Annotated in this window: 31 protein-coding genes; all 31 read left to right on the forward strand. The window is 45.5% G+C overall.

Features of this window, described 5'->3' with window-relative positions:
- Positions 1 to 51: 51 nt before the first annotated feature.
- On the forward strand, positions 52 to 1,359 hold the full coding sequence (gene trmFO / locus MHH91_RS08560; protein WP_013352248.1) for an FADH(2)-oxidizing methylenetetrahydrofolate--tRNA-(uracil(54)-C(5))-methyltransferase TrmFO: 1,308 nt from the start codon (positions 52 to 54) through the stop codon (positions 1,357 to 1,359).
- 69 nt (positions 1,360 to 1,428) lie between these two features.
- On the forward strand, positions 1,429 to 2,346 hold the full coding sequence (gene xerC / locus MHH91_RS08565) for a tyrosine recombinase XerC (protein WP_013352249.1): 918 nt from the start codon (positions 1,429 to 1,431) through the stop codon (positions 2,344 to 2,346).
- A 15-nt stretch (positions 2,347 to 2,361) separates the two neighbouring features.
- Complete coding sequence (gene hslV, locus MHH91_RS08570; RefSeq protein WP_013352250.1) at positions 2,362 to 2,907, forward strand: ATP-dependent protease subunit HslV; 546 nt, start codon at positions 2,362 to 2,364, stop codon at positions 2,905 to 2,907.
- 16 nt (positions 2,908 to 2,923) lie between these two features.
- The gene (hslU, locus tag MHH91_RS08575; protein WP_014470401.1) at positions 2,924 to 4,327 is read left to right on the forward strand and encodes an HslU--HslV peptidase ATPase subunit; all 1,404 of its coding nucleotides are present in this window, start codon (positions 2,924 to 2,926) and stop codon (positions 4,325 to 4,327) included.
- A 37-nt stretch (positions 4,328 to 4,364) separates the two neighbouring features.
- Entirely contained in the window at positions 4,365 to 5,144 is a 780-nt protein-coding gene (gene codY, locus MHH91_RS08580) for a GTP-sensing pleiotropic transcriptional regulator CodY (RefSeq protein ID WP_013352252.1), read from the forward strand.
- Positions 5,145 to 5,497: 353 nt separating this feature from the next.
- Positions 5,498 to 5,887 (forward strand): flagellar basal body rod protein FlgB, encoded by a 390-nt coding sequence (gene flgB, locus MHH91_RS08585; RefSeq protein WP_013352253.1) that lies wholly within the window; start codon positions 5,498 to 5,500, stop codon positions 5,885 to 5,887.
- Positions 5,887 to 6,339 carry a flagellar basal body rod protein FlgC gene (gene flgC, locus MHH91_RS08590; RefSeq protein WP_013352254.1) on the forward strand — a complete coding sequence of 151 codons (453 nt, stop codon included), beginning with the start codon at positions 5,887 to 5,889 and terminating at the stop codon, positions 6,337 to 6,339. The genes flgB and flgC overlap by 1 nt, the downstream gene beginning before the upstream one ends.
- A gap of 10 nt (positions 6,340 to 6,349) precedes the next feature.
- On the forward strand, positions 6,350 to 6,670 hold the full coding sequence (gene fliE / locus MHH91_RS08595; RefSeq protein WP_007409777.1) for a flagellar hook-basal body complex protein FliE: 321 nt from the start codon (positions 6,350 to 6,352) through the stop codon (positions 6,668 to 6,670).
- A 42-nt stretch (positions 6,671 to 6,712) separates the two neighbouring features.
- Positions 6,713 to 8,323 (forward strand): flagellar basal-body MS-ring/collar protein FliF, encoded by a 1,611-nt coding sequence (fliF, locus tag MHH91_RS08600; protein ID WP_013352255.1) that lies wholly within the window; start codon positions 6,713 to 6,715, stop codon positions 8,321 to 8,323.
- Between the two features lie 12 nt (positions 8,324 to 8,335).
- Complete coding sequence (fliG, locus tag MHH91_RS08605) at positions 8,336 to 9,352, forward strand: flagellar motor switch protein FliG (RefSeq protein ID WP_013352256.1); 1,017 nt, start codon at positions 8,336 to 8,338, stop codon at positions 9,350 to 9,352.
- Positions 9,345 to 10,100 carry a flagellar assembly protein FliH gene (fliH, locus tag MHH91_RS08610; protein WP_013352257.1) on the forward strand — a complete coding sequence of 252 codons (756 nt, stop codon included), beginning with the start codon at positions 9,345 to 9,347 and terminating at the stop codon, positions 10,098 to 10,100. Before fliG ends, fliH begins: the two co-directional genes overlap by 8 nt.
- Positions 10,097 to 11,413: a flagellar protein export ATPase FliI gene (fliI, locus tag MHH91_RS08615; protein ID WP_013352258.1), complete on the forward strand. Its 1,317-nt coding sequence runs from the start codon at positions 10,097 to 10,099 to the stop codon at positions 11,411 to 11,413. Before fliH ends, fliI begins: the two co-directional genes overlap by 4 nt.
- Positions 11,414 to 11,417: 4 nt before the next feature.
- A complete protein-coding gene (fliJ, locus tag MHH91_RS08620) occupies positions 11,418 to 11,861 on the forward strand; it encodes a flagellar export protein FliJ (RefSeq protein ID WP_003154253.1) in 444 nt (147 codons plus the stop codon).
- A gap of 11 nt (positions 11,862 to 11,872) precedes the next feature.
- A complete protein-coding gene (locus tag MHH91_RS08625) occupies positions 11,873 to 12,481 on the forward strand; it encodes a MotE family protein (RefSeq protein ID WP_013352260.1) in 609 nt (202 codons plus the stop codon).
- A gap of 6 nt (positions 12,482 to 12,487) precedes the next feature.
- The gene (locus tag MHH91_RS08630; protein ID WP_014470399.1) at positions 12,488 to 13,831 is read left to right on the forward strand and encodes a flagellar hook-length control protein FliK; all 1,344 of its coding nucleotides are present in this window, start codon (positions 12,488 to 12,490) and stop codon (positions 13,829 to 13,831) included.
- Entirely contained in the window at positions 13,832 to 14,263 is a 432-nt protein-coding gene (flgD, locus tag MHH91_RS08635; RefSeq protein ID WP_013352262.1) for a flagellar hook assembly protein FlgD, read from the forward strand.
- 24 nt (positions 14,264 to 14,287) lie between these two features.
- On the forward strand, positions 14,288 to 15,064 hold the full coding sequence (gene flgG, locus MHH91_RS08640; protein WP_013352263.1) for a flagellar basal body rod protein FlgG: 777 nt from the start codon (positions 14,288 to 14,290) through the stop codon (positions 15,062 to 15,064).
- A gap of 39 nt (positions 15,065 to 15,103) precedes the next feature.
- On the forward strand, positions 15,104 to 15,319 hold the full coding sequence (locus MHH91_RS08645) for a flagellar FlbD family protein (RefSeq protein WP_013352264.1): 216 nt from the start codon (positions 15,104 to 15,106) through the stop codon (positions 15,317 to 15,319).
- Positions 15,316 to 15,735, forward strand: a complete 420-nt coding sequence (gene fliL, locus MHH91_RS08650) for a flagellar basal body-associated protein FliL (RefSeq protein ID WP_013352265.1) — start codon at positions 15,316 to 15,318, stop codon at positions 15,733 to 15,735. The genes MHH91_RS08645 and fliL overlap by 4 nt, the downstream gene beginning before the upstream one ends.
- A 33-nt stretch (positions 15,736 to 15,768) precedes the next feature.
- On the forward strand, positions 15,769 to 16,767 hold the full coding sequence (gene fliM, locus MHH91_RS08655) for a flagellar motor switch protein FliM (RefSeq protein ID WP_013352266.1): 999 nt from the start codon (positions 15,769 to 15,771) through the stop codon (positions 16,765 to 16,767).
- Positions 16,757 to 17,890 (forward strand): flagellar motor switch phosphatase FliY, encoded by a 1,134-nt coding sequence (gene fliY, locus MHH91_RS08660; protein WP_013352267.1) that lies wholly within the window; start codon positions 16,757 to 16,759, stop codon positions 17,888 to 17,890. The genes fliM and fliY overlap by 11 nt, the downstream gene beginning before the upstream one ends.
- A 26-nt stretch (positions 17,891 to 17,916) precedes the next feature.
- The gene (cheY, locus tag MHH91_RS08665; RefSeq protein ID WP_003154238.1) at positions 17,917 to 18,279 is read left to right on the forward strand and encodes a chemotaxis protein CheY; all 363 of its coding nucleotides are present in this window, start codon (positions 17,917 to 17,919) and stop codon (positions 18,277 to 18,279) included.
- Between the two features lie 14 nt (positions 18,280 to 18,293).
- Positions 18,294 to 18,947, forward strand: a complete 654-nt coding sequence (gene fliZ / locus MHH91_RS08670; protein WP_013352268.1) for a flagella biosynthesis regulatory protein FliZ — start codon at positions 18,294 to 18,296, stop codon at positions 18,945 to 18,947.
- On the forward strand, positions 18,940 to 19,605 hold the full coding sequence (fliP, locus tag MHH91_RS08675; protein WP_013352269.1) for a flagellar type III secretion system pore protein FliP: 666 nt from the start codon (positions 18,940 to 18,942) through the stop codon (positions 19,603 to 19,605). Before fliZ ends, fliP begins: the two co-directional genes overlap by 8 nt.
- Before the next feature lie 14 nt (positions 19,606 to 19,619).
- Positions 19,620 to 19,889 (forward strand): flagellar biosynthesis protein FliQ, encoded by a 270-nt coding sequence (fliQ, locus tag MHH91_RS08680; protein ID WP_013352270.1) that lies wholly within the window; start codon positions 19,620 to 19,622, stop codon positions 19,887 to 19,889.
- A gap of 6 nt (positions 19,890 to 19,895) precedes the next feature.
- Positions 19,896 to 20,675 carry a flagellar biosynthetic protein FliR gene (gene fliR / locus MHH91_RS08685; protein WP_013352271.1) on the forward strand — a complete coding sequence of 260 codons (780 nt, stop codon included), beginning with the start codon at positions 19,896 to 19,898 and terminating at the stop codon, positions 20,673 to 20,675.
- Complete coding sequence (flhB, locus tag MHH91_RS08690) at positions 20,675 to 21,754, forward strand: flagellar biosynthesis protein FlhB (RefSeq protein ID WP_013352272.1); 1,080 nt, start codon at positions 20,675 to 20,677, stop codon at positions 21,752 to 21,754. The genes fliR and flhB overlap by 1 nt, the downstream gene beginning before the upstream one ends.
- Positions 21,755 to 21,787: 33 nt before the next feature.
- Positions 21,788 to 23,821, forward strand: a complete 2,034-nt coding sequence (gene flhA, locus MHH91_RS08695; RefSeq protein ID WP_014470398.1) for a flagellar biosynthesis protein FlhA — start codon at positions 21,788 to 21,790, stop codon at positions 23,819 to 23,821.
- Positions 23,821 to 24,912 (forward strand): flagellar biosynthesis protein FlhF, encoded by a 1,092-nt coding sequence (gene flhF / locus MHH91_RS08700; RefSeq protein WP_013352274.1) that lies wholly within the window; start codon positions 23,821 to 23,823, stop codon positions 24,910 to 24,912. The genes flhA and flhF overlap by 1 nt, the downstream gene beginning before the upstream one ends.
- Positions 24,909 to 25,802 (forward strand): MinD/ParA family protein, encoded by an 894-nt coding sequence (locus MHH91_RS08705; RefSeq protein WP_013352275.1) that lies wholly within the window; start codon positions 24,909 to 24,911, stop codon positions 25,800 to 25,802. Before flhF ends, MHH91_RS08705 begins: the two co-directional genes overlap by 4 nt.
- Complete coding sequence (locus tag MHH91_RS08710) at positions 25,799 to 26,866, forward strand: protein-glutamate methylesterase/protein-glutamine glutaminase (RefSeq protein WP_014470397.1); 1,068 nt, start codon at positions 25,799 to 25,801, stop codon at positions 26,864 to 26,866. The genes MHH91_RS08705 and MHH91_RS08710 overlap by 4 nt, the downstream gene beginning before the upstream one ends.
- Position 26,867 lies beyond the last annotated feature (1 nt).

Raw genomic sequence — 26,867 nt, forward strand, 5'->3', positions numbered from 1 at the left:
CTTGCTCACCTTCTTTGTGTGGAAGGGACAAACAACAGGAGATGAAAAGAAATGAACCAGCAAACAGTAAATGTAATCGGAGCGGGCCTAGCCGGAAGTGAAGCGGCATGGCAGCTTGCAAAACGAGGAATTCAAGTAAAGCTATATGAAATGCGGCCCGTAAAGCAGACGGCAGCCCATCATACTGACAAATTCGCGGAACTGGTATGCAGCAACTCATTGCGTTCAAATACGCTCGCCAATGCGGTAGGCGTATTAAAAGAAGAAATGCGGGCGCTTGACTCAGCAATCATTCAATCTGCTGATAAGTGCTCGGTTCCGGCAGGGGGAGCGCTTGCCGTTGACCGCCATGAATTTGCGCAAAGCGTGACGGATCTTGTGAAAAACCATCCGAACGTAACGGTTCTTCACGAGGAAGTAACTGAGATTCCGGAAGGCCCGACAGTTATCGCGACCGGTCCGCTTACGTCAGAATCGCTTTCACAGCAGCTGAAAGAGCTCACAGGAGAAGAATATCTGTATTTTTATGACGCGGCGGCGCCGATTGTTGAAAAAGACAGCCTTGATATGGATAAAGTGTACTTAAAATCCCGTTATGACAAGGGAGAAGCGGCATACTTAAACTGCCCGATGACTGAGGAAGAGTTTGACCGTTTCCATGAAGCGCTGACGACGGCTGAGACGGTTCCGTTAAAAGAATTCGAGAAAGAAATCTTCTTTGAAGGCTGCATGCCGATTGAAGTCATGGCGAAAAGAGGCAAGAAAACGATGCTGTTCGGACCGATGAAACCGGTCGGACTGGAAGATCCTAAAACAGGCAAGCGGCCTTATGCAGTCGTTCAGCTCAGACAGGACGACGCGGCGGGAACGCTTTATAATATTGTAGGTTTTCAGACACATTTAAAATGGGGAGATCAAAAAGAAGTGCTTAAACTGATCCCGGGCCTTGAAAATGTTGACATCGTCAGATACGGCGTTATGCACAGAAACACATTTATCAACTCGCCGAGCCTCTTGAATCCGACATATCAATTTAAACAGCGGAACGACCTGTTTTTCGCGGGCCAAATGACCGGCGTAGAGGGTTATGTTGAATCTGCTGCGTCAGGTCTTGTAGCGGGAATCAATGCGGCCAAACTTGTTCTCGGTCAGGACCTTGTGACATTCCCGCAGGAGACGGCGATCGGAAGCATGGCTCACTACATTACGACGACAAACCAGAAGAACTTCCAGCCGATGAATGCAAACTTCGGCTTATTAAAAGAATTGCCTGTTAAAATTAAAAACAAAAAAGAACGAAACGAAGAATACGCTAAACGCGCAATTGAGACTATTCAAACTATTTCGAAAACGATATAGCTTTTCATTGCAACTTCAATGCATAATATGATACCATTTAAAAGCCCTTCGGAGAGGGAGGTCTTCATAATGGCTGAGAATGTTAACTTTTTTTTAAAGTTATTCGTTGAATATTTACAAATTGAAAAAAATTATTCACAATATACTATTGTGAATTATGTTAATTCGATTGAAGAATTTGGGATGTTTCTGCATGCTCAAAATATAAATGGATTGAATGAAGCTGCATATCATGATGTGAGAATATTTTTGACAGAAGCTTATGAAAAAGGCCTGTCAAGAAAAACAATCAGCAAGAAAATTTCAGCTTTGAGAAGCTTCTATAAATTTTTAATGAGGGAAAAGCTTGTTGAAGAGAATCCGTTTCAGCTTGTTCATCTGCCGAAACAAGAGAAACGGATTCCGAAGTTTCTTTATGAAAAAGAACTTGAGGAACTATTCGCTGTTTCAGACAGAAGTCAGCCGTCAGGGATGCGCGATCAGGCCTTGCTTGAGCTTCTTTATGCGACCGGAATGAGGGTCAGTGAGTGCTGTACGCTCACTGTCAGTGATCTTGACCTGTTCATGGATACGGTGCTCGTTCACGGGAAAGGCAGGAAGCAGCGCTACATCCCGTTCGGCTCATATGCCCGTGATGCGCTGGAGCTGTATATCAACAGCGGCAGACAGTGCCTGCTTGAAAAAGCAAAAGAGCCTCATGATGTGCTGTTTGTCAATCAAAGAGGCGGTCCGCTTACCGCCAGAGGAATCCGGTATATTTTAAGCGGGCTTGTAAAAAAGGCATCCGGCACTTTACATATACACCCGCATATGCTTCGGCACACGTTTGCGACCCATCTGCTGAATGAAGGGGCTGATTTAAGAAGCGTTCAGGAACTTCTGGGCCATTCCAATCTGTCTTCTACACAGATATACACGCATGTATCGAAGGAAATGCTGAGAAACACATATATGTCCCACCATCCGAGAGCTTTTAAAGAAAATTAAAAGGAGGCCCTTCTCATGTCATCTTTTCATGCGACAACGATTTTTGCCGTCCAGCATAAAGGAAAAAGCGCTATGTCAGGAGACGGCCAGGTCACATTCGGTCAGGCTGTAGTCATGAAGCATACTGCCAGAAAAGTGAGAAAGCTGTTTAACGGAAAGGTTCTTGCCGGCTTTGCAGGATCTGTTGCAGACGCTTTCACACTTTTTGAAATGTTTGAGGCGAAGCTTGAAGAATACAACGGCAATTTAAAACGTGCGTCGGTTGAGCTTGCGAAAGAATGGCGCAGCGATAAAGTGCTGCGCAAGCTGGAAGCCATGCTGATTGTCATGAACCAGGATACCTTGCTTCTCGTATCGGGAACAGGTGAAGTGATTGAGCCGGATGACGGCATTATGGCGATCGGCTCCGGCGGAAACTACGCCCTGTCAGCAGGAAGAGCGCTGAAAACCTATGCCGGAGAGAACCTGTCCGCCAAAGATATTGCACATGCCGCTTTGAAAATCGCGGGCGAGATTTGTGTGTACACAAACGATCAGATCATTTTGGAAGAACTTGAATAGAAAGGACTTGAGGCGCATGGAAAACAAACCGTTAACACCGAGACAAATTGTAGATCGGTTGGATCAATACATTGTAGGACAGCAGGATGCGAAAAAAGCTGTCGCCGTGGCATTAAGAAACCGCTATCGCAGAAGTCTTCTTGATGAAAAACTGAGAGATGAGATCGTTCCCAAAAACATTCTGATGATGGGCCCGACCGGGGTGGGGAAAACAGAGATCGCCAGACGGATCGCCAAGCTTACCGGTGCGCCATTTATAAAAATTGAAGCGACAAAATTTACAGAAGTCGGCTATGTAGGCAGAGATGTCGAATCAATGGTCAGAGACCTCGTTGAGACATCAGTGCGGCTCATTAAAGAAGAAAAAATCAGCGAAGTAAAAGAACAGGCTGAAGAAAATGCAAACAAACGTATTGTGCGGCTTCTCGTACCGGGAAAGAAAAAACAAGCGGGAGTGAAAAACCCGTTTGAAATGCTTTTCGGGGGAGGCCAGCCGACAAACGATGATGAAGCCGATCAGCAGGAAGAAGCTAGTCTTGAAGAAAAAAGAAAACGCATGGCGCATCAGCTCGCATTGGGAGAGCTCGAAGACCATTACGTTTCCGTAGAGGTGGAAGAGCAGCAGCCGTCGATGTTTGACATGCTGCAAGGCTCGGGTATGGAGCAGATGGGCATGAATATGCAGGATGCGCTGAGCAATCTGGTGCCCAAAAAGAAAAAGCGCCGTAAAATGACGGTCAGAGAGGCTAGGAAGGTTCTGACCAATGAAGAGGCAGGCAAATTAATTGATATGGATGAAGTCAGCCAGGAGGCTGTGTTAAGAGCTGAAGAGGGCGGCATCATCTTTATTGACGAAATAGATAAGATTGCTAAAAACGGAGGAGCTTCTTCCTCAGCCGATGTATCGAGAGAGGGTGTGCAAAGGGATATCCTCCCGATTGTCGAAGGTTCTACCGTCGTCACGAAATACGGCTCCGTCAAAACAGATCACGTGCTGTTTATAGCCGCCGGAGCATTCCATATGGCCAAACCGTCCGATCTGATTCCGGAGCTGCAGGGCCGCTTTCCGATTCGTGTAGAATTGAGCAAGCTGACGGTGGATGATTTTGTGAAGATTCTCGTGGAACCCGATAACGCGCTGTTAAAACAATATCAGGCTTTATTGCAGACAGAAGGTATATCTCTTGAATTTTCTGACGAAGCTATTCGTAAGATCGCCGAAGTGGCTTATCATGTGAATCAGGATACGGATAACATCGGAGCGAGAAGGCTTCACACGATATTGGAAAGGCTGTTGGAAGACCTGTCGTTTGAAGCGCCGGACGTGACGATGGAAAAAGTCGCCATCACGCCGCAATACGTTGAAGAAAAGCTCGGAACGATTGCAAACAACAAAGATCTAAGTCAATTTATATTGTGAAAATTTAATAAGAGGAATTCTAGGAGGATTATTTAACATGGCTTTACTACAAAAAACACGAATTATTAACAGCATGTTGCAGGCTGCGGCAGGCAAACCCGTAAACTTTAAAGAAATGGCTGAAACGCTTCGTGACGTCATTGATTCTAATATTTTCGTCGTCAGCCGCAGAGGAAAGCTTTTAGGCTACTCTATTAATCAGCAGATCGAAAATGACCGCATGAAAAAAATGCTGGAAGACCGCCAGTTCCCGGAAGAGTACACGAAAAATCTGTTCAACGTTCCGGAGACGTCTTCAAACCTTGATATCAACAGTGAATACACGGCATTTCCTGTTGAAAACAGAGACCTGTTCCAGGCAGGCTTAACGACGATTGTCCCGATTATCGGCGGAGGCGAGCGTCTGGGCACATTGATTCTGTCCCGTCTGCAGGATCAATTTGAAGATGATGATCTCATTCTTGCTGAATACGGAGCAACCGTTGTAGGAATGGAGATTTTAAGAGAAAAAGCGGAAGAAATCGAAGAAGAAGCACGAAGCAAAGCAGTCGTTCAAATGGCGATCAGTTCTCTGTCTTACAGTGAACTTGAAGCGATTGAGCATATCTTTGAAGAACTTGACGGAAACGAAGGCTTGCTTGTGGCAAGTAAGATTGCGGACCGTGTGGGCATTACGCGTTCAGTAATCGTTAACGCGCTGAGAAAGCTGGAAAGCGCCGGCGTCATTGAATCCAGATCACTGGGAATGAAGGGAACTTACATTAAAGTTCTGAACAACAAATTCCTTATTGAATTGGAAAATCTTAAATCACATTAAACCAAAAGCAGGATCCCCTGAAAATGGGGGTCCTGCTTTTTTTATGAACAATGGGTGAAAAGTTGCAATTTAAAGTTGATTATTGGAATCTGATCTGAGATAATCCATCTTGCTGTGTGAAAAAAGGGGAAAATACAGAAATTGAGCTATTTTCAGTCTTATATTAAACAAATGCTTGTAGTACAAATACTCTAGGACTTAATACCTACTTACAAAATAGATATAATTGAGCACTTTTTTTTAGCCTAACTTCATAGACTTTAAGCCTGTTATTTCTTACAATAAGCATATGGTTTTACAATTATCGACAAGGATTTTTAGGAGAAAAATATCTGAAATGGAGGTAAGTGGATTTGGACTTATTTTCTGGAACTATACAAAATCTTGAGAATGCCTTGGGGAGAGCGGACATTAAGCAAAAAGTCATAACTAACAATATCGCCAATATAGATACACCGAACTATAAGGCAAAAAAAGTCTCTTTCCGAAATTTGTTAGATCAGGAAACATCTAATCTTGAGGCTGTAAAAACCGACTATCGGCACGTTGACTTTACGGATTCGGGGGCCGATTATTCCATTGTGTCCAGCGGTGATACATCGTACCAGCAAAACGGAAACAATGTGGATATAGACAAAGAAATGACAGATTTAGCCGAAAACCAAATTAATTATCAGGCTTTGGTTGAAAGAATGAGCGGCAAATTCAATTCCCTGAAAACCGTCTTGACAGGAGGAAAATAATGAGTGGCTTTCAAAGCTTAAATATTTCCGGCTCTGCTTTAACCGCACAGCGTGTCCGGATGGACGTCGTATCGTCCAATCTGGCCAATATGGATACAACGAGAGCGAAGCAGGTAAATGGCGAGTGGGTGCCTTACAGAAGAAAGCTCGTATCTCTCCAATCCGGAGGCGAATCATTTTCGTCCCTTTTAAATTCCAAGATGAACGGAATCGGAAGCGCGGGAAATGGCGTAAAAGTATCCGCGGTTACGGAAGACCCATCCGCTTTTAATCTTGTTTACGACCCGGAAAATCCGGATGCGAATAAAGACGGATATGTACAAAAACCAAATGTAGACCCATTAAAGGAAATGGTGGATCTTGTCAGCAGCACGAGATCATATGAAGCAAACGTGACGGCATTGAACGCCTCCAAAGGCATGCTTTTAAAGGCTTTAGAAATCGGAAAGTAAGGTGATGTAAGTGGTTAACGCTATTACTCCTTTTCAGCTTCAACAAACGCAAAACACTCAAAACGTAACGAATCAATTAAACCAAACGCAAAAAACTGATTCTTCAAACCAAACAAGCTTTTCGGAGCTTTTAAAAAACTCAATTGATTCGTTAAATGAGTCACAAGTAAAATCTGACCAAATAACGAACGAACTGGCTGCAGGAAAGGATGTAAACCTTGACGAGGTCATGATCGCTGCCCAAAAAGCAAATATTTCTCTGACGGCCGCTACCGAATTCCGCAATAAAGCCGTGGAAGCCTATCAGGAAATCATGAGAATGCAGATGTAGTGGTCAGATTGAAGAGAATGACTGGAATGACCGGGGGTTAACATGAATCGTACTCTAATGCAAATGAAAACCAAAACGTCAGCGTTTTGGAATAACAGATCAAAAACACAGAAGATACTCATGGTAAGCGGCTTGGCCGCATTCATAATTTTACTCATCGTCGTTATTATTTTTACTTCGTCTGAAAAGATGGTGCCTCTTTATAAAGATTTGTCCGCGGAAGAAGCGGGGCAGATTAAAGAGGAGCTCGATACGAAAAAAGTGTCTTCTGAACTTGCAGACGGCGGCACGGTCATTATGGTTCCTGAGAGCCAAGTGGATTCGCTTAAAGTCCAGCTTGCCGCGGAAGGCCTGCCGAAAACGGGATCAATTGATTATTCGTTTTTCGGAAAAAATGCAGGCTTCGGCCTGACAGATAATGAGTTTGACGTTTTAAAGGTTGATGCGACTCAGACTGAATTGTCAAACCTGATAAATGAAATGGACGGTATTAAAAGCTCGAAAGTCATGATCAATATGCCGAAAGAAGCCGTGTTTGTCGGTGAAGATCAGCCGGAAGCATCCGCATCGATCGTTTTGCAGATAAAACCGGGCTACTCACTTGATCAAAGCCAGATCAACGGGCTGTACCATCTTGTTTCTAAAAGCGTCCCGAACTTAAAAGAAGATAATATCGTCATAATGGACCAAAACTCTACATACTATGACAAAAGTGACAGCGGTGCAGGGTCCGTTTCTGACAGTTATGCTTCTCAGCAGGGTATTAAGTCGCAGGTCGAAAAGGACATTCAAAAACATGTTCAGTCACTGCTCGGCACAATGATGGGGCAGGATAAAGTCGTTGTATCCGTTACGGCTGATATTGACTTTACGAAAGAAAAACGCACTGAAGACATCGTCGAGCCTGTCGATAAAGATAACATGGAAGGCATAGCGATAAGCGCCGAAAAAGTGGCGGAAACGTATAAAGGCGACGGAGCAGCCAACGGCGGCACGGCCGGAACGGGAAGCAATGACACCGCAAACTATGCAGCGGCCAACGGCGGTTCAAACAGCGGAGACTACGAAAAAAGCAGCAATAAAATCAACTATGAAGTCAACCGCATTCATAAAGAAATTGCGGAAAGCCCATATAAAGTGCGCGATTTAGGCATTCAGGTCATGGTGGAGCCGCCGAATCCGAAAAATGCCGCGTCTTTAACAGCTCAAAGACAGGCTGATATTCAAAAGATTTTAGGAACCGTCGTCAGAACGTCTCTTGATAAAAATGAGGCGCAAAATCAAAAACTGACGAACAATGATATCAACAACAAAATCGTCGTATCGGTTCAGCCGTTTGACGGAAAAGTCAGCACGAATACTGCGTCGGCAAACTCATCAGGTCTCCCGATCTGGGTATACATTACAGGCGGCGTACTGCTTGCGGCCATTATTCTGCTTATTATTCTTCTCATCAGAAAGAAACGCTCACAAGAAGATGAGTATGAAGAATACGAATATGAAACACCGCCGGAGCCGGTTCGATTGCCTGATATTAACGAAGAGCAAAATGAAACGGAAGAAACAGTCAGACGAAAACAGCTTGAAAAAATGGCTAAAGAAAAACCGGAAGACTTTGCAAAATTGCTTCGAAGCTGGCTGGACGAGGATTAGGGGGAATGGAAAATGGCGAAACGTGATCAGAACAAGCTTACAGGAAAACAAAAAGCAGCCATCCTCATGATTTCCTTAGGTCTTGATGTATCAGCCTCTGTTTACAAGCATTTGTCTGAAGAAGAAATTGAAAGATTGACACTTGAGATTTCGGGAGTCAGAAGCGTCGATCATCAGAGAAAAGATGAAATCATTGAAGAATTTCATAATATCGCAATCGCTCAGGACTATATTTCTCAAGGCGGTTTAAATTACGCCCGCCAAGTGCTTGAAAAAGCGCTCGGAGAAGACAAAGCGGTAAGCATTTTAAACAGGCTGACCTCTTCTTTGCAGGTAAAGCCGTTTGACTTTGCGAGAAAAGCGGAGCCCGAACAGATTTTAAATTTCATTCAGCAGGAACATCCGCAAACGATGGCGCTGATTTTATCCTACCTTGATCCGGTGCAGGCCGGACAAATTTTGTCTGAGCTGAACCCGGACGTTCAGGCTGAGGTGGCAAGAAGGATTGCGGTTATGGACAGGACGTCTCCTGAAATCATCAATGAAGTGGAGCGGGTCCTTGAACAAAAGCTGTCCTCCTCCTTTACGCAGGATTATACGCAGACCGGCGGCATAGAAGCCGTTGTTGAAGTATTAAACGGCGTAGACAGAGGAACGGAGAAAACAATCCTTGATTCATTAGAAATACAAGATCCTGAATTGGCGGATGAAATCAAAAAACGGATGTTTGTCTTTGAAGATATTGTCACCCTTGATAACCGTGCGATTCAGCGCGTCATCAGGGACGTTGAAAACGACGACCTTCTGCTTTCATTGAAGGTTGCGAGCGAGGAAGTCAAGGAGATCGTCTTCAGCAATATGTCACAGCGTATGGTTGAAACGTTTAAAGAGGAAATGGAAATTATGGGGCCTGTGCGTTTGCGTGATGTGGAAGAGGCGCAATCAAGAATCGTGGGCGTCATCCGCAAGCTTGAAGAAGCCGGTGAAATTGTAATCGCGCGAGGCGGAGGAGACGATATTATTGTCTAATGTCATTAAACAGCAATCATCATTTTCTCCTGAACAGAAACGTCGTAAGCTTTCCTTGCAGGAAGTCAGAAATACGCATCCCCAGTTTGACCTGGAGAAAGCCGAAAACCCTGAGGCTCTCATGGCTTTTGCCAAGGCCGAAGCCGACCGGGTGTCTGAAGAAGCGAAAAATCAATTGGAGTATACTCTTCTGCAGATTGAAGAAGAGAAAAGCCGCTGGGCGGAAGAAAAACAAAGACTGATGGAAGAAGCAAAGGCAGAAGGTTATCAAGAAGGCATGGCTTTGGGAAAAGCCGAGGCTGAAACCCAATACGCAAATCTCATCAGCCGCGCCAATGCGGTTACGGAAATGGCGAGACAGTCAGTCGAGGAAAAACTGGAAAGCGCTGAGGAAGAAATCATTGAGCTTTCCGTTGCGCTCGCCAAAAAAGTATGGCAGCAAAAAAGCGATGATAAAGAAGCTTTCCTTCTGCTGGTCAAACAGGTAATAGCCGAAGTGAAAGATTATGATGACATCTCCATCTATGTAGATCCTGAATATTATGAAACGGTTCATCAGCATATGGACGAAATTCAGCAGCTGTTATACAAAGAATGCAGGTTAAGCTTATATGCCGATGAAAAAGCTGCAAGGGGAACGTGCTCGATAGAAACTCCGTTCGGTCGGGTAGATGCCGGTATAGACACCCAGCTGATGCAATTAAAACAAAAGCTTTTAACGGCGCTTGAGGCGGGAGCGGAGCAATGAAGACACAGTATTTAATAGACTCGATTGAAACAGCCGATCCGTACAAACGCTATGGCAAGGTTAAGCGTGTCATCGGGCTGATGATTGAATCAAAAGGGCCCGAAAGCTCGATCGGAGATGTTTGTCTCATTTATCCGAAAGGCCATGCGAAAAAAGCAATTAAAGCTGAGGTTGTAGGCTTCCAGGATGAAAACATTCTGTTAATGCCTTATCTGGAAGCGGCCAGCATCGCACCGGGCAGCATAGTAGAGGCTACTGGCGAGTCGCTCCGCATCAAAGTAGGCGCAGGTTTAATCGGACAAGTTGTCGACGCGTTCGGCGAACCGCTTGACGGCCGGGCGCTTCCGAAAGGTTTGTCTCCCGTTTCGACGGAACAGCCGCCGCCAAACCCGATGAAACGGCCGCCGATACGGGAAAAGATGGGTGTCGGTGTCAGGTCGATTGACAGTCTGCTGACAGTGGGAAAAGGGCAGAGAATCGGAATTTTTGCCGGGAGCGGAGTCGGAAAAAGCACCTTGATGGGCATGATCGCAAAGCAGACCGAAGCCGATTTAAACATTATCGCACTCGTCGGCGAACGGGGGCGCGAGGTGCGTGAATTTATCGAGAAGGATTTAGGTGAAGAAGGCCTGAAACGTTCGATTGTCGTAGTCGCGACCTCTGATCAGCCCGCATTAATGCGCTTGAAAGCGGCATATACGGCCACCGCCATTGCGGAATATTTCCGTGATAAAGGCCGGAATGTCATGTTCATGATGGACTCCGTCACGAGGGTCGCGATGGCCCAGCGGGAAATAGGGCTGGCAGCGGGTGAACCGCCGACAACAAAAGGATATACACCTTCTGTGTTCGCTATTTTACCCCGTTTGCTAGAAAGAACGGGTGCGAATGAACAAGGGACGATAACAGCTTTTTATACCGTTCTCGTTGACGGAGACGATATGAACGAACCGATTGCCGATACGGTGCGCGGAATATTAGACGGACACATCGTTCTCGATCGGGCGCTTGCCAACAAAGGGCAGTTCCCGGCGGTGAATATTCTGAAAAGCATCAGCAGGGTCATGTCTAATATTTCAGACCCAGCCCATATAAAGGCGGCCAACAAATTCCGCGATCTTCTGTCAACTTATCAAAACTCTGAAGATCTCATTAATATCGGAGCTTACAAAAGAGGGTCATCGAGAGAAATTGATGAAGCGATTCAGTTTTATCCGCAGCTTATTCAATTTTTAAAACAAGGAACGGAAGAACCCGCTCAATTGGAAAATAGTATTGCGGCATTGACGAGTCTGACAGGAAAAGAGGAATAACATCGTGGCGTACCAATTCAGATTTCAAAAGCTGCTGGAATTAAAAGAAAATGAAAAAGACCAAACATTGACTGAATACAGACAGTCGGTTTCCGAATTTGAAACAGTAGCTGAAAAACTATATGAAAATATGAGCAAAAAAGAATTGCTCGAAAAAGACAAAGAATCAAAGCTGAAATGCGGGATGAGCGTTCAGGAAATGAGACATTATCAGCAATTCGTTTCCAATCTTGAGAACACCATCTATCATTATCAAAAGCTTGTCATCATGAAACGAAATGAAATGAATGAGAAGCAGGAACAGCTCACCGAAAAAAACATCGAAGTAAAGAAATTCGAAAAAATGCGGGAAAAACAATTTAATATGTTCGCACTTGAAGACAAAGCTGCAGAAATGAGAGAAATGGACGATATTTCAATCAAGCAGTTTATGATTCAGGGGCATTAGGAGCGAATGAAATGGCCGATAAAGAAAAGGGATCTGGAAAGTTCGGTTCAATCCTGCTTTTTATCATTATCCCGCTGATTTTTCTGATCATCGTCGCAAGCATCGTCCTTTGGGCTGCCGGCGTAGATGTGATGAAACCGATTCAGGAAACAGCAGCTAAAACGCCTGTTTTAAAAGAATTGGTTCCTGAAACGAAAGAAACGAAAAGCGCGGCGGAAAAGCAGAAGGAAGACAGAACGGCTTCTCTTGAAAAGACCATAAAGGAACAAAAAAGTGAAATTAACATTTTGAATAAAGATTTGGACACAAGCAAATCCGAAATCGACAATCTGAATCAGAAAATCCGTTCACTGAAACAGGAAGCTGAACAGCAGCAGAAAACGGATGAGACGAAAAAAGCCGCTTCGGATTCAGCCGGAAAAGATAAAATGATCAACATCTATAAAAGTATGGACAGCGGTAAAGCGGCAAGCATTATCGTAAAGCTGAAAGAAAAAGAAGCCCTCGATATTTTAAACGGATTAAGTAAAAAGCAGCTTGCTGACATCTTGACGAAATTGACTCCTGAACAAGCGGCTAAGTATACAGAAAAACTATCCGCTGACGGAAATAAGGAGTGATGTAAGTTGAAGCTGCTTGAAATAACGGGGAATCGTACACAGACTGCGCAAAACAGCAATGTGAAGTTGAATGTAAACAGCTTAGGCCTATTTCAGAACTGGCTTCTGTCGGAAATCAGTTCTCAACAGCAGCCCGGAGATGAAGCAAAAACAAGTGATGCAAAGCTGAATGAAGCTCTTTCGAAAATCGGTGATTGGCTGAAGGCCGGCCCCGAAGATCAAGAACTGCAGCTGAAACAGCTGCTTGAGGCGGTAAAAGCCCTTGAAGGGAAGCAAACGACTGAAACAGCCCTTCCTTTATTGAAACAGCTTGCTGAATCTGTTCAAGACATGTTAGCCGGCAAACGGCATGGGGTGAAGCCTGAAAAAAATGAGCCGAATTCTTCCGCAAAGGATGAGAATTCCGCCCGCGATGCGCTGGAGACGGGTCTTCTATTCATTCAAGAAGCTGTAGCCCGGCTCTTCACGCATCAAGAGGAGCTGCCGGACAGCGCACAGGCAAAGGCAGTTTACCAGGAAGGCACCCGTTTATTAGATGCGTTGAAAAAACAAGGCGTACCGGACCGTGTGATTCAAGATCTGCGGCAGACGCTGTTTCCGAAAAACGAATCTGCATCTAAGCTTTACTCCATGTCGGCCGCTGAGCTGAAGAGCTTTCAAAGCGTCACTGAGCAGCTTGCGGGCCTTTCTCAAAAAGGGACAAAGGAATGGAACATGGCTGAAACTGAGCTGAAAGCTTTTGTGTTATCTCAATCATCTGAATCGTCCCAAGAGTCAGCCGGGAAAACCGATCAGCAAAACGGCGGCACAGTTTCTCACGTAAAGGCGCCTGACAGCAAATTGTCTGCGCATATCCTGTTTTCGGGAACGAGAAGCATTGCCGGCATTCAGCAAGCGTCCGCAGGAGCTGAACAGCAGCCGGCAGAAAATAAACCGTTAACGGAACAGGTCATCAGCGGCTGGAAACAGATGAAATATACGCCTTTCGGGAAAACAACCGGAAGCTTTACGATTCGTCTTAATCCCGAGAACCTCGGATTTGTCACAATTAAGGTGACAAACGAAAACGGGATGTTTCAAAGCAAAATCATCGCATCAAGCCAGTCTGCGAAAGAGCTGCTGGAACAGCATCTTCCTCAGCTGAAACAGTCGCTTCCGAATATGTCGGTCCAGATCGACCGTTTTACCGTCCCGCTTCAAAGCGGGGATCAGCAGCCGGTTTACGGGCAGACGGCCGACCACAATAAACAGCAGCATCAGGGACAGAGAGAGCAGAAGAACCAGCAGCAGTCAGGGGATTTCGGAGATATGCTGGAGGAGCTTTCTCTCAATGAAATGGAGGAAGAATAGTTGACATCAGTAAACTCGGATTATGCCGCGGCGGGTGCTTCAAGCACGAAGAGCACCGCCGCCGTGAACAGCAGCACGAATTTAGGAAAAGACGAATTTCTAAAGATCTTAATGACGCAGGTTCAGAACCAGGACCCGCTCAATCCGGTTGATGACAAAGAATTCATCAGCCAGATGGCGACATTTTCTTCATTGGAACAAATGATGAACCTGAATACGACGATGACAAAATATGTCGAAAATCAAGATCCGTTTACGATGTATGTGAACTGGATCGGCAAAAGTGTCACATTCAGCGACAGCGACGGGAAGGATCAGACAAGCCCCGTCAATTCAGTAAAACACTCAAACGGCAATTATATGCTCGTGCTTGAAAACGGCAAAGAGGTCAGTCCGTGGAATGTCACGGCAGTCAGCGAAACATCTAAATAAAAAGAAACCCAGGGGGAATTTAACATGTTACGTTCATTATATTCCGGTATCAGCGGCATGAAAAACTTTCAGACAAAACTAGATGTAATCGGCAATAACATCGCCAATGTCAACACAGTGGGATTTAAGAAAAGCCGCGTTACGTTTAAAGATATGATCAGCCAGACAGTCGCCGGCGGTTCAAACGTGACCAATTCAAAACAAATCGGCTTGGGTGCCGCGACTTCTTCCATTGATGTCGTTCATTCTACCGGCGCGCCGCAGGCTACACAGAATAAAAGCGACCTTGCCATTGACGGAGACGGCTATTTTCAGATTAATACAGGTTCGGGAATCGTTTACACACGGGCAGGGAATTTCGGAAAAGACAATAAAGGCAACCTTGTTACAACTGACGGATACTATCTTGAAAAAATCGGCGGCGGCAAAATCAACATTCCGACTGATGCGAAAGATTACAGTATCGGTGCGGACGGAACCGTTACATACACTGATGCAGGGGATGCGGTTCATAATGCCGGGCAAATCGGTCTTGTCACGTTCCCTAACAGCTCCGGTCTGGAAAAAATCGGAGGAAACCTTTACAGAGAATCGTTAAGTTCAGGAGCTGCGAGCGCTGTTACCACTCCGGGCGAAAATGGCACGGGTAAGCTTTTGGCGGGCTATCTTGAAATGTCAAACGTTGATCTGACAGATGAATTCACCGAAATGATCGTTGCACAGCGCGGTTTCCAATCAAACTCAAAAATCATTACGACTTCAGATGAAATCCTTCAGGAGCTGGTTAATCTGAAACGGTAAGGAGGGAGGAGAAGCGGCTAGGCCGCTTCTCCGGATAGCATGATTCAAGTCACCCGTTTAAACGGCCAGCCTTTTACGCTGAACGCGCTGTTTATCGAACAGATTGAGTGCTTCCCCGACACGACGATTACACTGTCAAACGGCAAAAAGTTCGTAGTGAAAGAACCGGAAGAAGCAGTTCTCGAAAAAGTCATATCGTTTTACCATAGCATACAAATATTTTCACTGGATCAGGGAATAGAGGAAGAAGAATGAAGAAAAAATTAGTCATCATTATGCTGATTATTTTAATTGTCATCGCCGGCCTCGGAACGGCAGCGTATTTTGTCGTCAGCGGAAATTCCGATAAAGACAAAAAGCCGACAATCGACGAAGTCGTTGCAGCCACTGTGTCTGTCGACGATATCACGACAAATCTAAAATCTGACAGCATCATCCGCATCGGCATCAAACTTGAGACCGACTCGGCTAAAGCGAAGGAAGAACTTGAAAAACGCGATTTTCAAGTGAAAGACAACATTATTTCCATTTTAGCCGATACAAGCGCCGGAGAGATTGAGGGAGATAAAGGAAGAGAAGCGTTTAAACAATCATTAAAAGAAAAAGTAAACAGCTATCTCCAAGAAGGAAAAGTTCAGAAAGTGTACATTACCTCCTTTAATCTGCAATAAAAACAAATTTGACAGAATACGGAGGTGAAGAAGATGTCAGGAGAAGTTCTCTCCCAAAATGAAATAGACGCACTGCTTTCCGCCATTTCGACGGGTGAGGCGGATGCGGAAGAGCTGAAAAAGGAAGTTAAAGAGAAAAAAGTAAAGGTATATGATTTTAAACGGGCGCTCAGGTTTTCGAAAGATCAGATACGAAGTTTAACCCGGATACATGATAACTTTGCGAGGCTTCTCACAACACATTTTTCCGCCAAGCTCAGAACGTATATTCATATATCTGTCAGCTCAGTCGACCAGGTGCCGTATGAAGAATTTATCCGCTCCATACCGAACATGACGATCCTGAATTTATTCGATGTTCATCCGATGGAAGGCAGAATCATGATGGAGGTTAATCCCACCATCGCCTACGCCATGCTTGACCGCGTCATGGGAGGCATCGGCATCACGCATAACAAAGCTGACAATCTTACGGAAATTGAAACAAACATTATTTCTAACTTATTTGAAAATGCACTGGGCAACTACAAAGAAGCTTGGCAATCCATTGCTGATATTGACCCTGAAATGACTGAATTCGAAGTGAATCCTCAGTTTGTACAGATGGTTTCGCCAAATGAAACAGTCGTGGTCATTTCTCTCAATACGCAGATCGGTGAAATCAGCGGTGTCATTAATCTTTGTATTCCCCATGTCGTGCTTGAGCCGATTATCCCTAAGCTTTCCGTACACTATTGGATGCAATCAGACCGGAATGAAGCGAAGCCCGAAGAAACGAAGTCGCTTGAAAAGCGCATCATGACGGCTCAAATTCCCGTTGTGGCTCTCTTGGGCGCTTCTGAACTGACAATAGAAGAATTTTTAAGTTTGGAAGTCGGGGACTGTATAACTCTGGACAAATCAGTGACTGATCCTCTTACTGTATTGGTCGGAAACAAACCGAAGTTTTTAGGGCAGGCCGGCCGGGTGAATCGAAGACAGGCAGTGCAAATTTTAGATCACGACATAAGAGGTGAACAAGATGAACAATAGATTATCTCAAGATGAAATCGATGCTCTTCTTAATGGCACAGGCAGTCACTCAGAGGATACAGAACAGCCTCAAGAAGCGAACTTGTCTGAACTTGAGCGTGATGCGATCGGAGAAATCGGGAATATTTCGTTCGGCAGCTCGGCTACGGCGCTGTCCACTCTTTTAAATCAAAAAGTGGACATTACGACGCCGAGTGTGACCGTCATTTCAAAAAGCAAAATCAGTGATGAATTTCCTCATCCGTATGTTGCCATTGAAGTGAACTACACAGAAGGATTTGACGGCAGCAATTTGCTCGTCGTAGAACAAAGCGACGCGGCTATCATCGCGGATTTGATGATCGGGGGGGACGGCCAAGGCGCCGATCCGTCACTCGGTGAGATCCACCTGAGCGCCGTGCAGGAAGCAATGAATCAAATGATGGGCTCGGCTGCTACGTCAATGTCGACCGTATTCAGTAAAAAGATCGACATTTCTCCGCCAAGGGTTGAACTTCTGGATGTGACGGAAGAAAAAGGGACAGACAGAATACCTGAGGATGACCTGCTTGTAAAAGTTTCATTCCGTTTGAAAGTCGGTGAACTCATCGATTCGAGCATCATGCAGCTTTATCCGATCACATTTGCGAAAGATCTGATCGCAGAGCTGATGGATACAGATCAGCCTGAGGCCGATGAAACCGTATCAGAACCGCGGGAAACATACGAAACGCCGCAGCCGGAACCTGCCATTCAGCAGGAGCCGCAGGCAAAACCCGAGCTTCCGAAGAGACAGGGAACTGCTAAAAAAGCCGCTCCTGTTCAAGTCGCTCCGGTGGAGTTCCAGGCGTTTGATCAAAACGCAGCGGATGGGCACGGTTCAAGGAATAACCTTGATATGCTGATGGATATCCCGCTTTCCGTTACGGTCGAGCTCGGCAGAACGAAGAGAAGCGTTAAAGAAATCCTGGAACTTTCTGCGGGAAGCATTATTGAACTTGATAAGCTGGCGGGTGAACCCGTTGACATTCTGGTCAATCAGCGGATCGTAGCAAAGGGCGAGGTCGTTGTCATAGAAGAAAACTTCGGCGTGAGAGTCACTGATATTTTAAGTCAGGCAGACCGCCTTAACAATTTAAAATAAGCGAACATAGAGGAGAGAAACAGATTATGGCACACAGAATTTTAATTGTAGACGATGCAGCATTTATGAGAATGATGATCAAGGATATTTTAGTGAAGAACGGTTTTGACGTTGTAGCTGAAGCTTCGGACGGAGCACAGGCAGTCGAAAAATTCAAAGAGCATTCACCCGACCTTGTGACAATGGATATTACAATGCCTGAAATGGACGGGATTACCGCATTAAAGGAAATTAAACAAATCGATCCGCAGGCGAAAATCATCATGTGTTCGGCTATGGGGCAGCAGTCAATGGTTATTGACGCGATTCAAGCCGGCGCAAAAGACTTTATCGTGAAGCCATTCCAAGCAGACCGCGTGCTTGAAGCCATTAATAAAACATTAAGCTAAAGGGTGTACGACTGTTGAAAAAGAGTCATGGTTTACTAGCTTTGATTTGTTGTTTCGTTTTACTCAATGTACATCCGTTCCCTGCTTTTGCAGCGGAGTCTGACAATTCCACTGTCAACGAATGGTTTGACAAACAATCAACAAACAAAACAGAGAAAAAAAGCGATACATCGAAACAAACGGCTGATCAAGAGATAGGGGATGCTTCTGCATCTTCTGTCTCCGCTTTTGATTTTGTAAAGATGATTGGGGCGTTATTATTTGTCATTCTGCTGATCTACGGAGTTGTCAAACTGATGAATAAAAGAAACCGCCTTCTGAAGCCGTTTCAATACGTAGAAAATATCGGCGGAACGTCAGTCGGCCAAAACCGCTCCGTGCAGCTGATTAAAGTGGGAAACAGCGTTCTCGTAGTCGGTGTCGGCGAGACGATACAGCTTTTAAAAGAAATTGAAGATGAAAAAGAGCGCGAGGCGATTCTGAGCCAATACGAAGAGGCGATGTCCTCAAAAGTGGAATGGACCAAACTCGTAAATCCGCGTAAGGATGGAGAAAAGAAGCCGCAAACGATGCTTCCGTCGTTTTCAAAAGCGCTGAAAGAACAGCTGAACGAGCTGAAACAAAGCCGTTCTGAAGGAAAGAAGAAAGGCCCGTATCATCATGAATGAATTCATTAATCTTTTTAATTCAAGCAGTCCGACCGAAGTCAGCTCCACTGTTAAATTACTGCTGCTTTTGACTGTCTTTTCAGTGGCGCCGGGGATTCTGATTTTGATGACCTGCTTTACGAGAATCGTCATCGTCCTGTCCTTTGTGAGAACTTCACTGGCGACGCAGAACATGCCTCCGAATCAGGTTTTAATCGGTCTTGCGCTGTTCTTGACGTTTTTTATCATGGCTCCGACTTTTTCAGAGATTAATAAGGATGCCTTAACGCCGTTGATGGACAACAAAATCAGTCTCGATGAAGCATATACAAAAGCCGAGAAACCGATTAAAGAGTATATGAGCAAGCATACAAGGCAGAAGGATCTGGCGCTGTTTATGAACTATGCCAAAATGAAAAAACCCGAATCGATTCAGGATATTCCTTTGACGACGATGGTGCCCGCTTATGCGATCTCAGAACTCAAAACCGCTTTTCAAATGGGCTTTATGATTTTTATTCCGTTTTTAATTATCGATATGGTCGTGGCGAGCGTCTTAATGTCAATGGGAATGATGATGCTTCCGCCGGTTATGATCTCTCTGCCCTTTAAAATATTGCTTTTCGTTTTGGTCGATGGATGGTATTTAATCGTGAAATCTTTGCTTGACAGCTTTTAGGGTAGGTGCTAATTGTGAGTTCAGAATTTGTAATTTCCATGGCGGAAAAAGCCGTATATGTAACACTTATGATCTGCGGGCCGTTACTTGCGATCGCGCTGATCGTCGGTTTGCTCGTCAGTATCTTTCAAGCGACAACTCAAATCCAGGAACAGACGCTTGCGTTCATTCCGAAAATCGTGGCGGTGATGCTCGGACTGATCTTTTTCGGTCCTTGGATGCTGTCGACGATTCTTTCGTTTACAACTGATCTGTTCTCTCATCTGAACCGATTTGCAGGGTAGAATCAAATGAATTCCATCATTGATTTATTTCCCGCTTTTTTATTGGTTTTTATCAGAATTTCTGCTTTTTTTGTAACGGTGCCGGTGTTCGGGCACCGGAATCTGCCGGCGGTTCACCGAATCGGCTTTGCTTTTTTTCTTTCGGTGATCTGCTTCAGCACACTGAAACATGCGCCGGCAATTGACATAGGGGAACAGTATATGCTGCTTGTCATAAAAGAGGCCGTTGTGGGCTTGAGCCTTGGGCTGATTGCTTTCATGATGATGGCAGCGATCCAGATAGCGGGTTCCTTTATTGATTTTCAAATGGGCTTTTCCATCGCCAATGTAATTGATCCGCAATCAGGCACGCAAAGCCCGCTGATCGGCCAATTCGTTTATACGCTGGCGCTGTTATTTATGCTCAGTGTAAACGCCCATTATCTTTTATTGGACGGGATTTATTACAGCTTTCAGTATATCCCGCTTGATCAGGCATTTCCGTCGTTTGGAAATGATCGCTTTGGACTTTTTATCGCAAAAAGCTTCAATGCCATGTTCATTATCGCTTTTCAAATGTCTGCGCCGGTTGTGGCCAGTCTGTTTTTAGTTGATTTGGCGCTCGGCATTGTGGCGCGAACAGTGCCGCAGCTGAACGTTTTCGTGGTCGGGCTTCCCCTGAAAATAGCTGTGAGCTTTATTATGCTGATCGTTTGTATGGCGGTGATGTTTGTCATCGTCCGCAATATCTTCAGCCTTACCGTTGAAACAATGCGGAATCTATTGGCATTGGTCGGTGTGACATGATGAGACTCAGACTGAATCTGCAATTCTTTGCCGGTGAAAAAACGGAAAAAGCCACCCCGAAAAAACGGAAGGATACAAGAAAGAAAGGACAGGTCGCGAAAAGTACGGATGTAAATACAGCCGTTTCTTTACTGATTATCTTTCTTTCGCTGATCGCGCTCGGACCTTATATGCGGGACAGGCTGCTGTCCTTTATTAAAACGTTTTATACGAAATCGATAGCATTAGAATTGTCTGAATCTAACGTGCATGAGCTTTTCGTGGATACAGTGAAAGATATCAGCCTCATCCTTGCGCCGATTATGCTGGTCGCACTTTTGGCAGGAATCGTGTCCAATTACATGCAGGTCGGTTTTCTGTTTTCCGCGGAAGTCCTCAAGCCTGACCTGAACAAGCTCAGTCCCTTGAAAGGATTTAAGCGGATTTACAGCATGAGGGCGATAGTTGAACTGGTCAAATCGATTTTGAAGATTACCGTGGTCGGTTTTGCCGCTTTTATGGTGCTCTGGCTGCATTATGGCGATATTCTCCGCCTTCCGCTTTTAACGCCTGCGGAAGTGCTCACTTTCGTTTCTAAACTCACTCTTTGGATGGGGCTTGCGGGCTCGGGGGCTTTAATGCTGCTGGCCGGGCTTGATTACTTATACCAGCGTTTTGACTATGAGAAAAATATCAGAATGTCAAAGCAGGATATAAAAGATGAATATAAAAAATCGGAGGGTGATCCGATTATCAAGTCCAAAATTAAGCAGAAGCAGCGGGAAATGGCAATGAGGCGAATGATGCAGGAAGTGCCGAAAGCCGACGTCATCATTACCAACCCGACCCACTATGCGATTGCTTTAAAATATGATGAAAAGAAAATGGACGCCCCCTACATTGTTGCTAAAGGGGTCGATCATCTCGCATTAAAAATCAGGCAGATCGCCAAAGAGCACGATGTCATGACGATAGAAAACAGGCCGCTCGCGCGTGCGTTATATGATCAGGTTGACATTGACCAGGCCGTGCCGGAAGAGTTTTTCAAAGTCATTGCGGAAATTTTGGCTTATGTATATAAAACGAAACAAAAAGTATAGTGAATTTCAGATTCAAAAGGAGAGAAAAACAGCATGTCAACAAGAGATTTATCGGTTTTAATAAGTGTTGTCCTCATTGTGGCAATGCTGGTGATTCCATTCCCTCCATGGTTGTTAAGTATTTTGATCATCATTAATATCTCTCTTGCGTTGATCGTGCTTCTCACCACAATGAATATGCAAGAACCGCTGCAATTCTCGATCTTCCCGTCATTGCTGCTGTTATTGACGCTTTTTCGCCTTGCGCTCAATGTGTCGACGACACGTTCGATTCTTTCTCATGGAGAAGGGGGAAAGGTTGTTGAGACATTCGGGAATTTCGTTGTCGGCGGAAATGTGCTGGTAGGGCTTGTTGTCTTCATTATCTTGATTATTATTCAGTTTATCGTCATTACAAAAGGCGCCGAGAGGGTATCGGAAGTCGCGGCGAGATTTACGCTCGATGCGATGCCCGGAAAACAAATGAGTATTGACGCGGATTTAAACGCCGGCATGATTACGGAGCAGGACGCAAAGCACAGACGTGAAAAAGTCGCCCGGGAAGCGGATTTTTACGGTGCCATGGACGGTGCGAGCAAATTCGTCAAAGGGGATGCCATCGCGGGTATCATCATCGTGATGATCAATATTATTTTCGGGATCGTAATCGGCATGCTGCAGCAGGGGATGAGCATACAAGAAGCTGCTTCTCACTTTACAATGCTGACGGTCGGTGACGGTATCGTTTCTCAAATGCCGGCCTTGCTCATTTCTACGGCTACGGGGATTGTCGTGACGAGAGCGGCATCTGAAGGAAACCTCGGTCATGATATTACAGGCCAGCTGTTCGCTTATCCGAAGCTCTTGTATGTAGCCGCGGGAACTGTTCTTTTGCTTGGTCTTCTTACACCGATCGGCATTCTGCTGACGGGGCCGATTGCCGGCCTGCTTGCATTCGGCGCCTACACGCTGTCCAAAACGGATAAGCCGAGCGAAGAAGAGGAAGAAATTCTTGAAGAAGAGGCTCAGGCGGATGAACTGAAAAGCCCGGAAAGCGTTGTACAGCTTCTACATATTGATCCGATTGAATTTGAGTTCGGATACGGGCTTGTGCCGCTTGCAGACGCAGGGCAGGGCGGTGATCTTCTTGACCGCATCGTCATGATCAGACGTCAGCTTGCGCTTGAATTGGGGCTTGTCATTCCGGTTGTGCGCATCAGAGATAACATCGCGCTTCAGCCGAATGAATACAGATTGAAAATTAAAGGCAACGAAGTCGCTAAAGGAGAGCTTCTGCTTGATCATTACTTAGCGATGTCGCCTACGCCTGAAGATGATGTCATTGAAGGAATTGAAACGATTGAGCCGTCGTTCGGACTGCCCGCAAAATGGATCAGTGAAGCAGCGAAGGATGAAGCGGACATGCTGGGGTATACCGTTGTTGATCCGGCGTCTGTCGTATCCACGCATATTACAGAAAAGATTAAGCAGCATGCCCATGAACTGGTCGGCAGACAGGAAACAAAGCAGCTGATCGATCATCTGAAGGAAAATTATCCTGTGCTTGTTGAGGAAGTCACGCCAAACCCTCTTTCTGTCGGCGATATTCAAAAGGTGCTTGCCAAATTGCTGAGAGAAAAAGTTTCAATCAGAAACTTGGTGACCATTTTTGAAACACTTGCCGATTACGGAAGATTAACAACAGATTCAGACCTTTTGACAGAATACGCGAGACAGTCGCTTGCCAAACAAATCACGGCTCAATATGCGAGAGAGCATGAAACGCTAAAAGTCATGACATGCTCAGGCCGGGTGGAAAAAGCAATTGCAGACGGGGTTCAGCAGACTGAACAAGGCAATTACTTGTCGCTCGATCCCGAGGTTTCAGACAGTATCATCCGTTCTGTCGCTAAAGAGGCCGAGCAGCTTTCCATCCGGCAGGAGACGGCAATTCTTCTTTGCTCGCCCGCTGTCAGAATGTATGTAAAACAGCTGTTAGAACGCTATTTCCCTGATCTGCCGGTTCTTTCTTATAATGAGCTGGAAGCAAACGTTGAAGTACAGAGCATTGGAGTGGTGGATATTTAATGAAGATAAAAAAATTTACAGCCGCTTCAATGCAGGATGCCGCGAAGCAAATCAAAAAGGAACTCGGTAACGATGCCGTTATTTTACATTCAAAACAAGTAAAGAAACGAAAATGGCTGGGGCTGCGGTCACAGCAAGCCGTTGAAGTGATAGCCGTTTTAGATCGTGACGTCAGGGAAGCGAGAAAAACTCCGCCTGCTGCCGGTGAAGAAATGAAAAAGACGGAAAAGGCGGAGAAAGCTGAGCCCGTTCAGCCGCCGCGTCTTTCTGATCACAGTACTTCAGACGATCTGGCACATTACAAAGAGGTGCTCCCTGAACCATTAAAAAAAGCCGAGAGACTATTGAAGCAAGCCGGGCTTCCTGATCATACGCAAAACGCCGTGCTGAGTGAATTGCTCCGTTCTTCAATTGCTTCCGGCGATTTAACTGATGAAAATGTCAACTCGAAACTGCAGGATTTGTTAGTGAAAAAACTCCCTTCAGCAGACAGGTGGCAGGAAGGAATTCAATCAAAATATGTCGTGCTTTTCGGTTCAACCGGAGCCGGCAAAACGACTACACTTGCAAAACTCGCAGCCTCATCAATGCTGACAGAGCATAAAAAAATTGCATTTATGACGACGGATACGTACCGTATTGCCGCGGTTGAACAGCTGAAGACGTATGCTGAGCTGCTTCAGGCTCCTCTTGAAGTATGTTATTCAAAAGAAGAATGTCTGAAGGCGCAGGAAAAATTCGCTGAATATGACCATGTTTTCATTGATACAGCCGGAAGAAATTTCAAAGAAGAGCAGTATATTACGGAATTACAAGAGATGATTCCGTTTGACTCAGGTTTACAATCCTTTCTCGTATTATCGGCATCTGCAAAATATGAAGATATGAAACAGGTGCTGAAACAGTTTTCCGGTGTGCCGGTCAATCAATTCATTTTTACGAAAGCGGATGAAACCGCCTCGCTCGGTTCCGTGTTTCAACTGCTGTCGGAATCAAGAATCGGCGCGGCCTATCTGACAAATGGACAGGATGTGCCTGAAGACATCCTTTCGGTTTCACCAAAAGAGTTTGTAAGGATGCTTTTGACATGAAACCCGATCAGGCAGAGTCATTAAGAAGGAAAATGAGGCAGCGGCAATTGATCAAGCCGGAGCTTTATGAAAAAAAAGCGAAGACATTGGCCGTCATCAGCGGTAAAGGCGGCGTCGGAAAATCTAATTTAACATTAAACATGGCAGTTGCCCTGCAGGAAAAAGGGAAAAAAGCACTCATCATTGATCTTGACATCGGAATGGGCAACATTGATGTGCTGATCGGCGCTGCTTCTTCCCGCACCATTATTGATGTGATGGAGAATCGGTATGCGCTCGCTCATTCACTGTCCTCCGGTCCGAAAGGCCTTCGCTACATATCCGGAGGAACAGGGCTTGAGGCGATTTATCAAGCTGACAGAGAGAAGTGGTCGGCTTTTATGAACGGTCTTTCCGCTGTATTAAGCGATTTTGATTACGTCCTGTTTGATATGGGAGCGGGACTTTCAAAAGAACAGCTGCCGTTTATTTTATCGGCGGAAGATATTCTCGCCGTGACAACGCCTGAGCCGACGGCAATTATGGATGCCTACAGCGCGATCAAACATCTCTTTCTCGCGGATGAGCGGCTGACCGTAAATATTGCCGTCAATCGCGCCCGCGCCCAAAAACATGCGCTGGACACGTACACCCGCCTTTCTCACGCGATTCATACGTTTTTAGGCGCGGAGGTGCGTTTCGCCGGCTCCATACCCGATGATCCGCTAGTAAGTCAAGCTGTCATTGACCAGGTGCCTTTTTTAATAAAAAGTCCTCAAGCAAAAGCCAGCAGGTCCGTCCGTCTTTTGACGGATGTCTTGTTTCAAACGGAAGAAAACAAACCAAGAGAAGAGAAACCGGCATTTATTGAGAGATTATCTTCTTTTTTAATGAGGAGGACTTTACAGTGATTCGTGTGCTTGTCGTTGATGACTCAGCTTTTATGAGAAAGATGATTACCGATTTTCTGGCTGCGGAAGGGCAGATAGAAGTCATCGGGACAGCCAGAAACGGAGAAGAGGCGCTGAAAAAAATAGAGCTTCTTAAGCCGGATGTTGTCACGCTTGATATTGAAATGCCGGTCATGAACGGAACGGATACATTGCGGAAAATCATCAGCATATATAAACTTCCCGTAATCATGGTATCGAGCCAGACGCAGCAAGGAAAAGACCGGACGATCAACTGTTTGGAAATGGGCGCTTTTGATTTTATCACCAAGCCTTCCGGAGCGATTTCACTTGATCTTTATAAAATTAAAGAACAGCTGATTGAAAGGGTGATTGCCGCCGGACTGTCCCGCGCAAAAAAAACTGAGGCGGCAGTAAAAGAGCCTCTCACCCCGGAACGTCCGGCTGCGGCGGGATTTGAAAGGCCGAAAGCAAAATCCGCTAAGCAGGCCGTATTCATTGCGACTTCTACAGGCGGACCGCGGGCTCTGCAAAAGGTGATTCCGAAGCTGCCGAAGGATTTAAAAGCGCCTGTATTTGTCGTGCAGCACATGCCTGAAGGCTTTACCGCTTCACTTGCAGACAGGCTGAACCATTTGTCGGACATTCAGGTGAAGGAAGCGGAAAACGGTGAAGAGGCTAAAGACGGATGGGTGTACATCGCGCCCGGCGGAAAGAATATGACGGTTGCAGAGGACGGCGGAAGACTCCGCATCATTCTAGACGTTCATGATACGGAAAGCCGGCATAAACCGTCAGCCGATTATTTGTTTCGTTCGGCAAGCCGATTGTCCGATTATGAAAAGGTAGCCGTCATTATGACCGGCATGGGCAGTGACGGAACCGAAGGCGTCAAAGAAATGCTCAGAACAGGCGGCGTAAAAACGATTGCGGAATCCGACGAATCCTGTGTTGTGTTCGGAATGCCGAAGTCAGCGATCAAAGCGGGCCTCATTCATGAGATTAAACATGTGGAAGAAATCGCGGCATCCATCACCGGATGTGTGAAAAAAGAGAGGGTGTGAA

The organism is Bacillus sp. FSL K6-2819 (genome assembly GCF_038008305.1).
GTDB classification, from domain to species: Bacteria; Bacillota; Bacilli; order Bacillales; family Bacillaceae; genus Bacillus; species Bacillus amyloliquefaciens.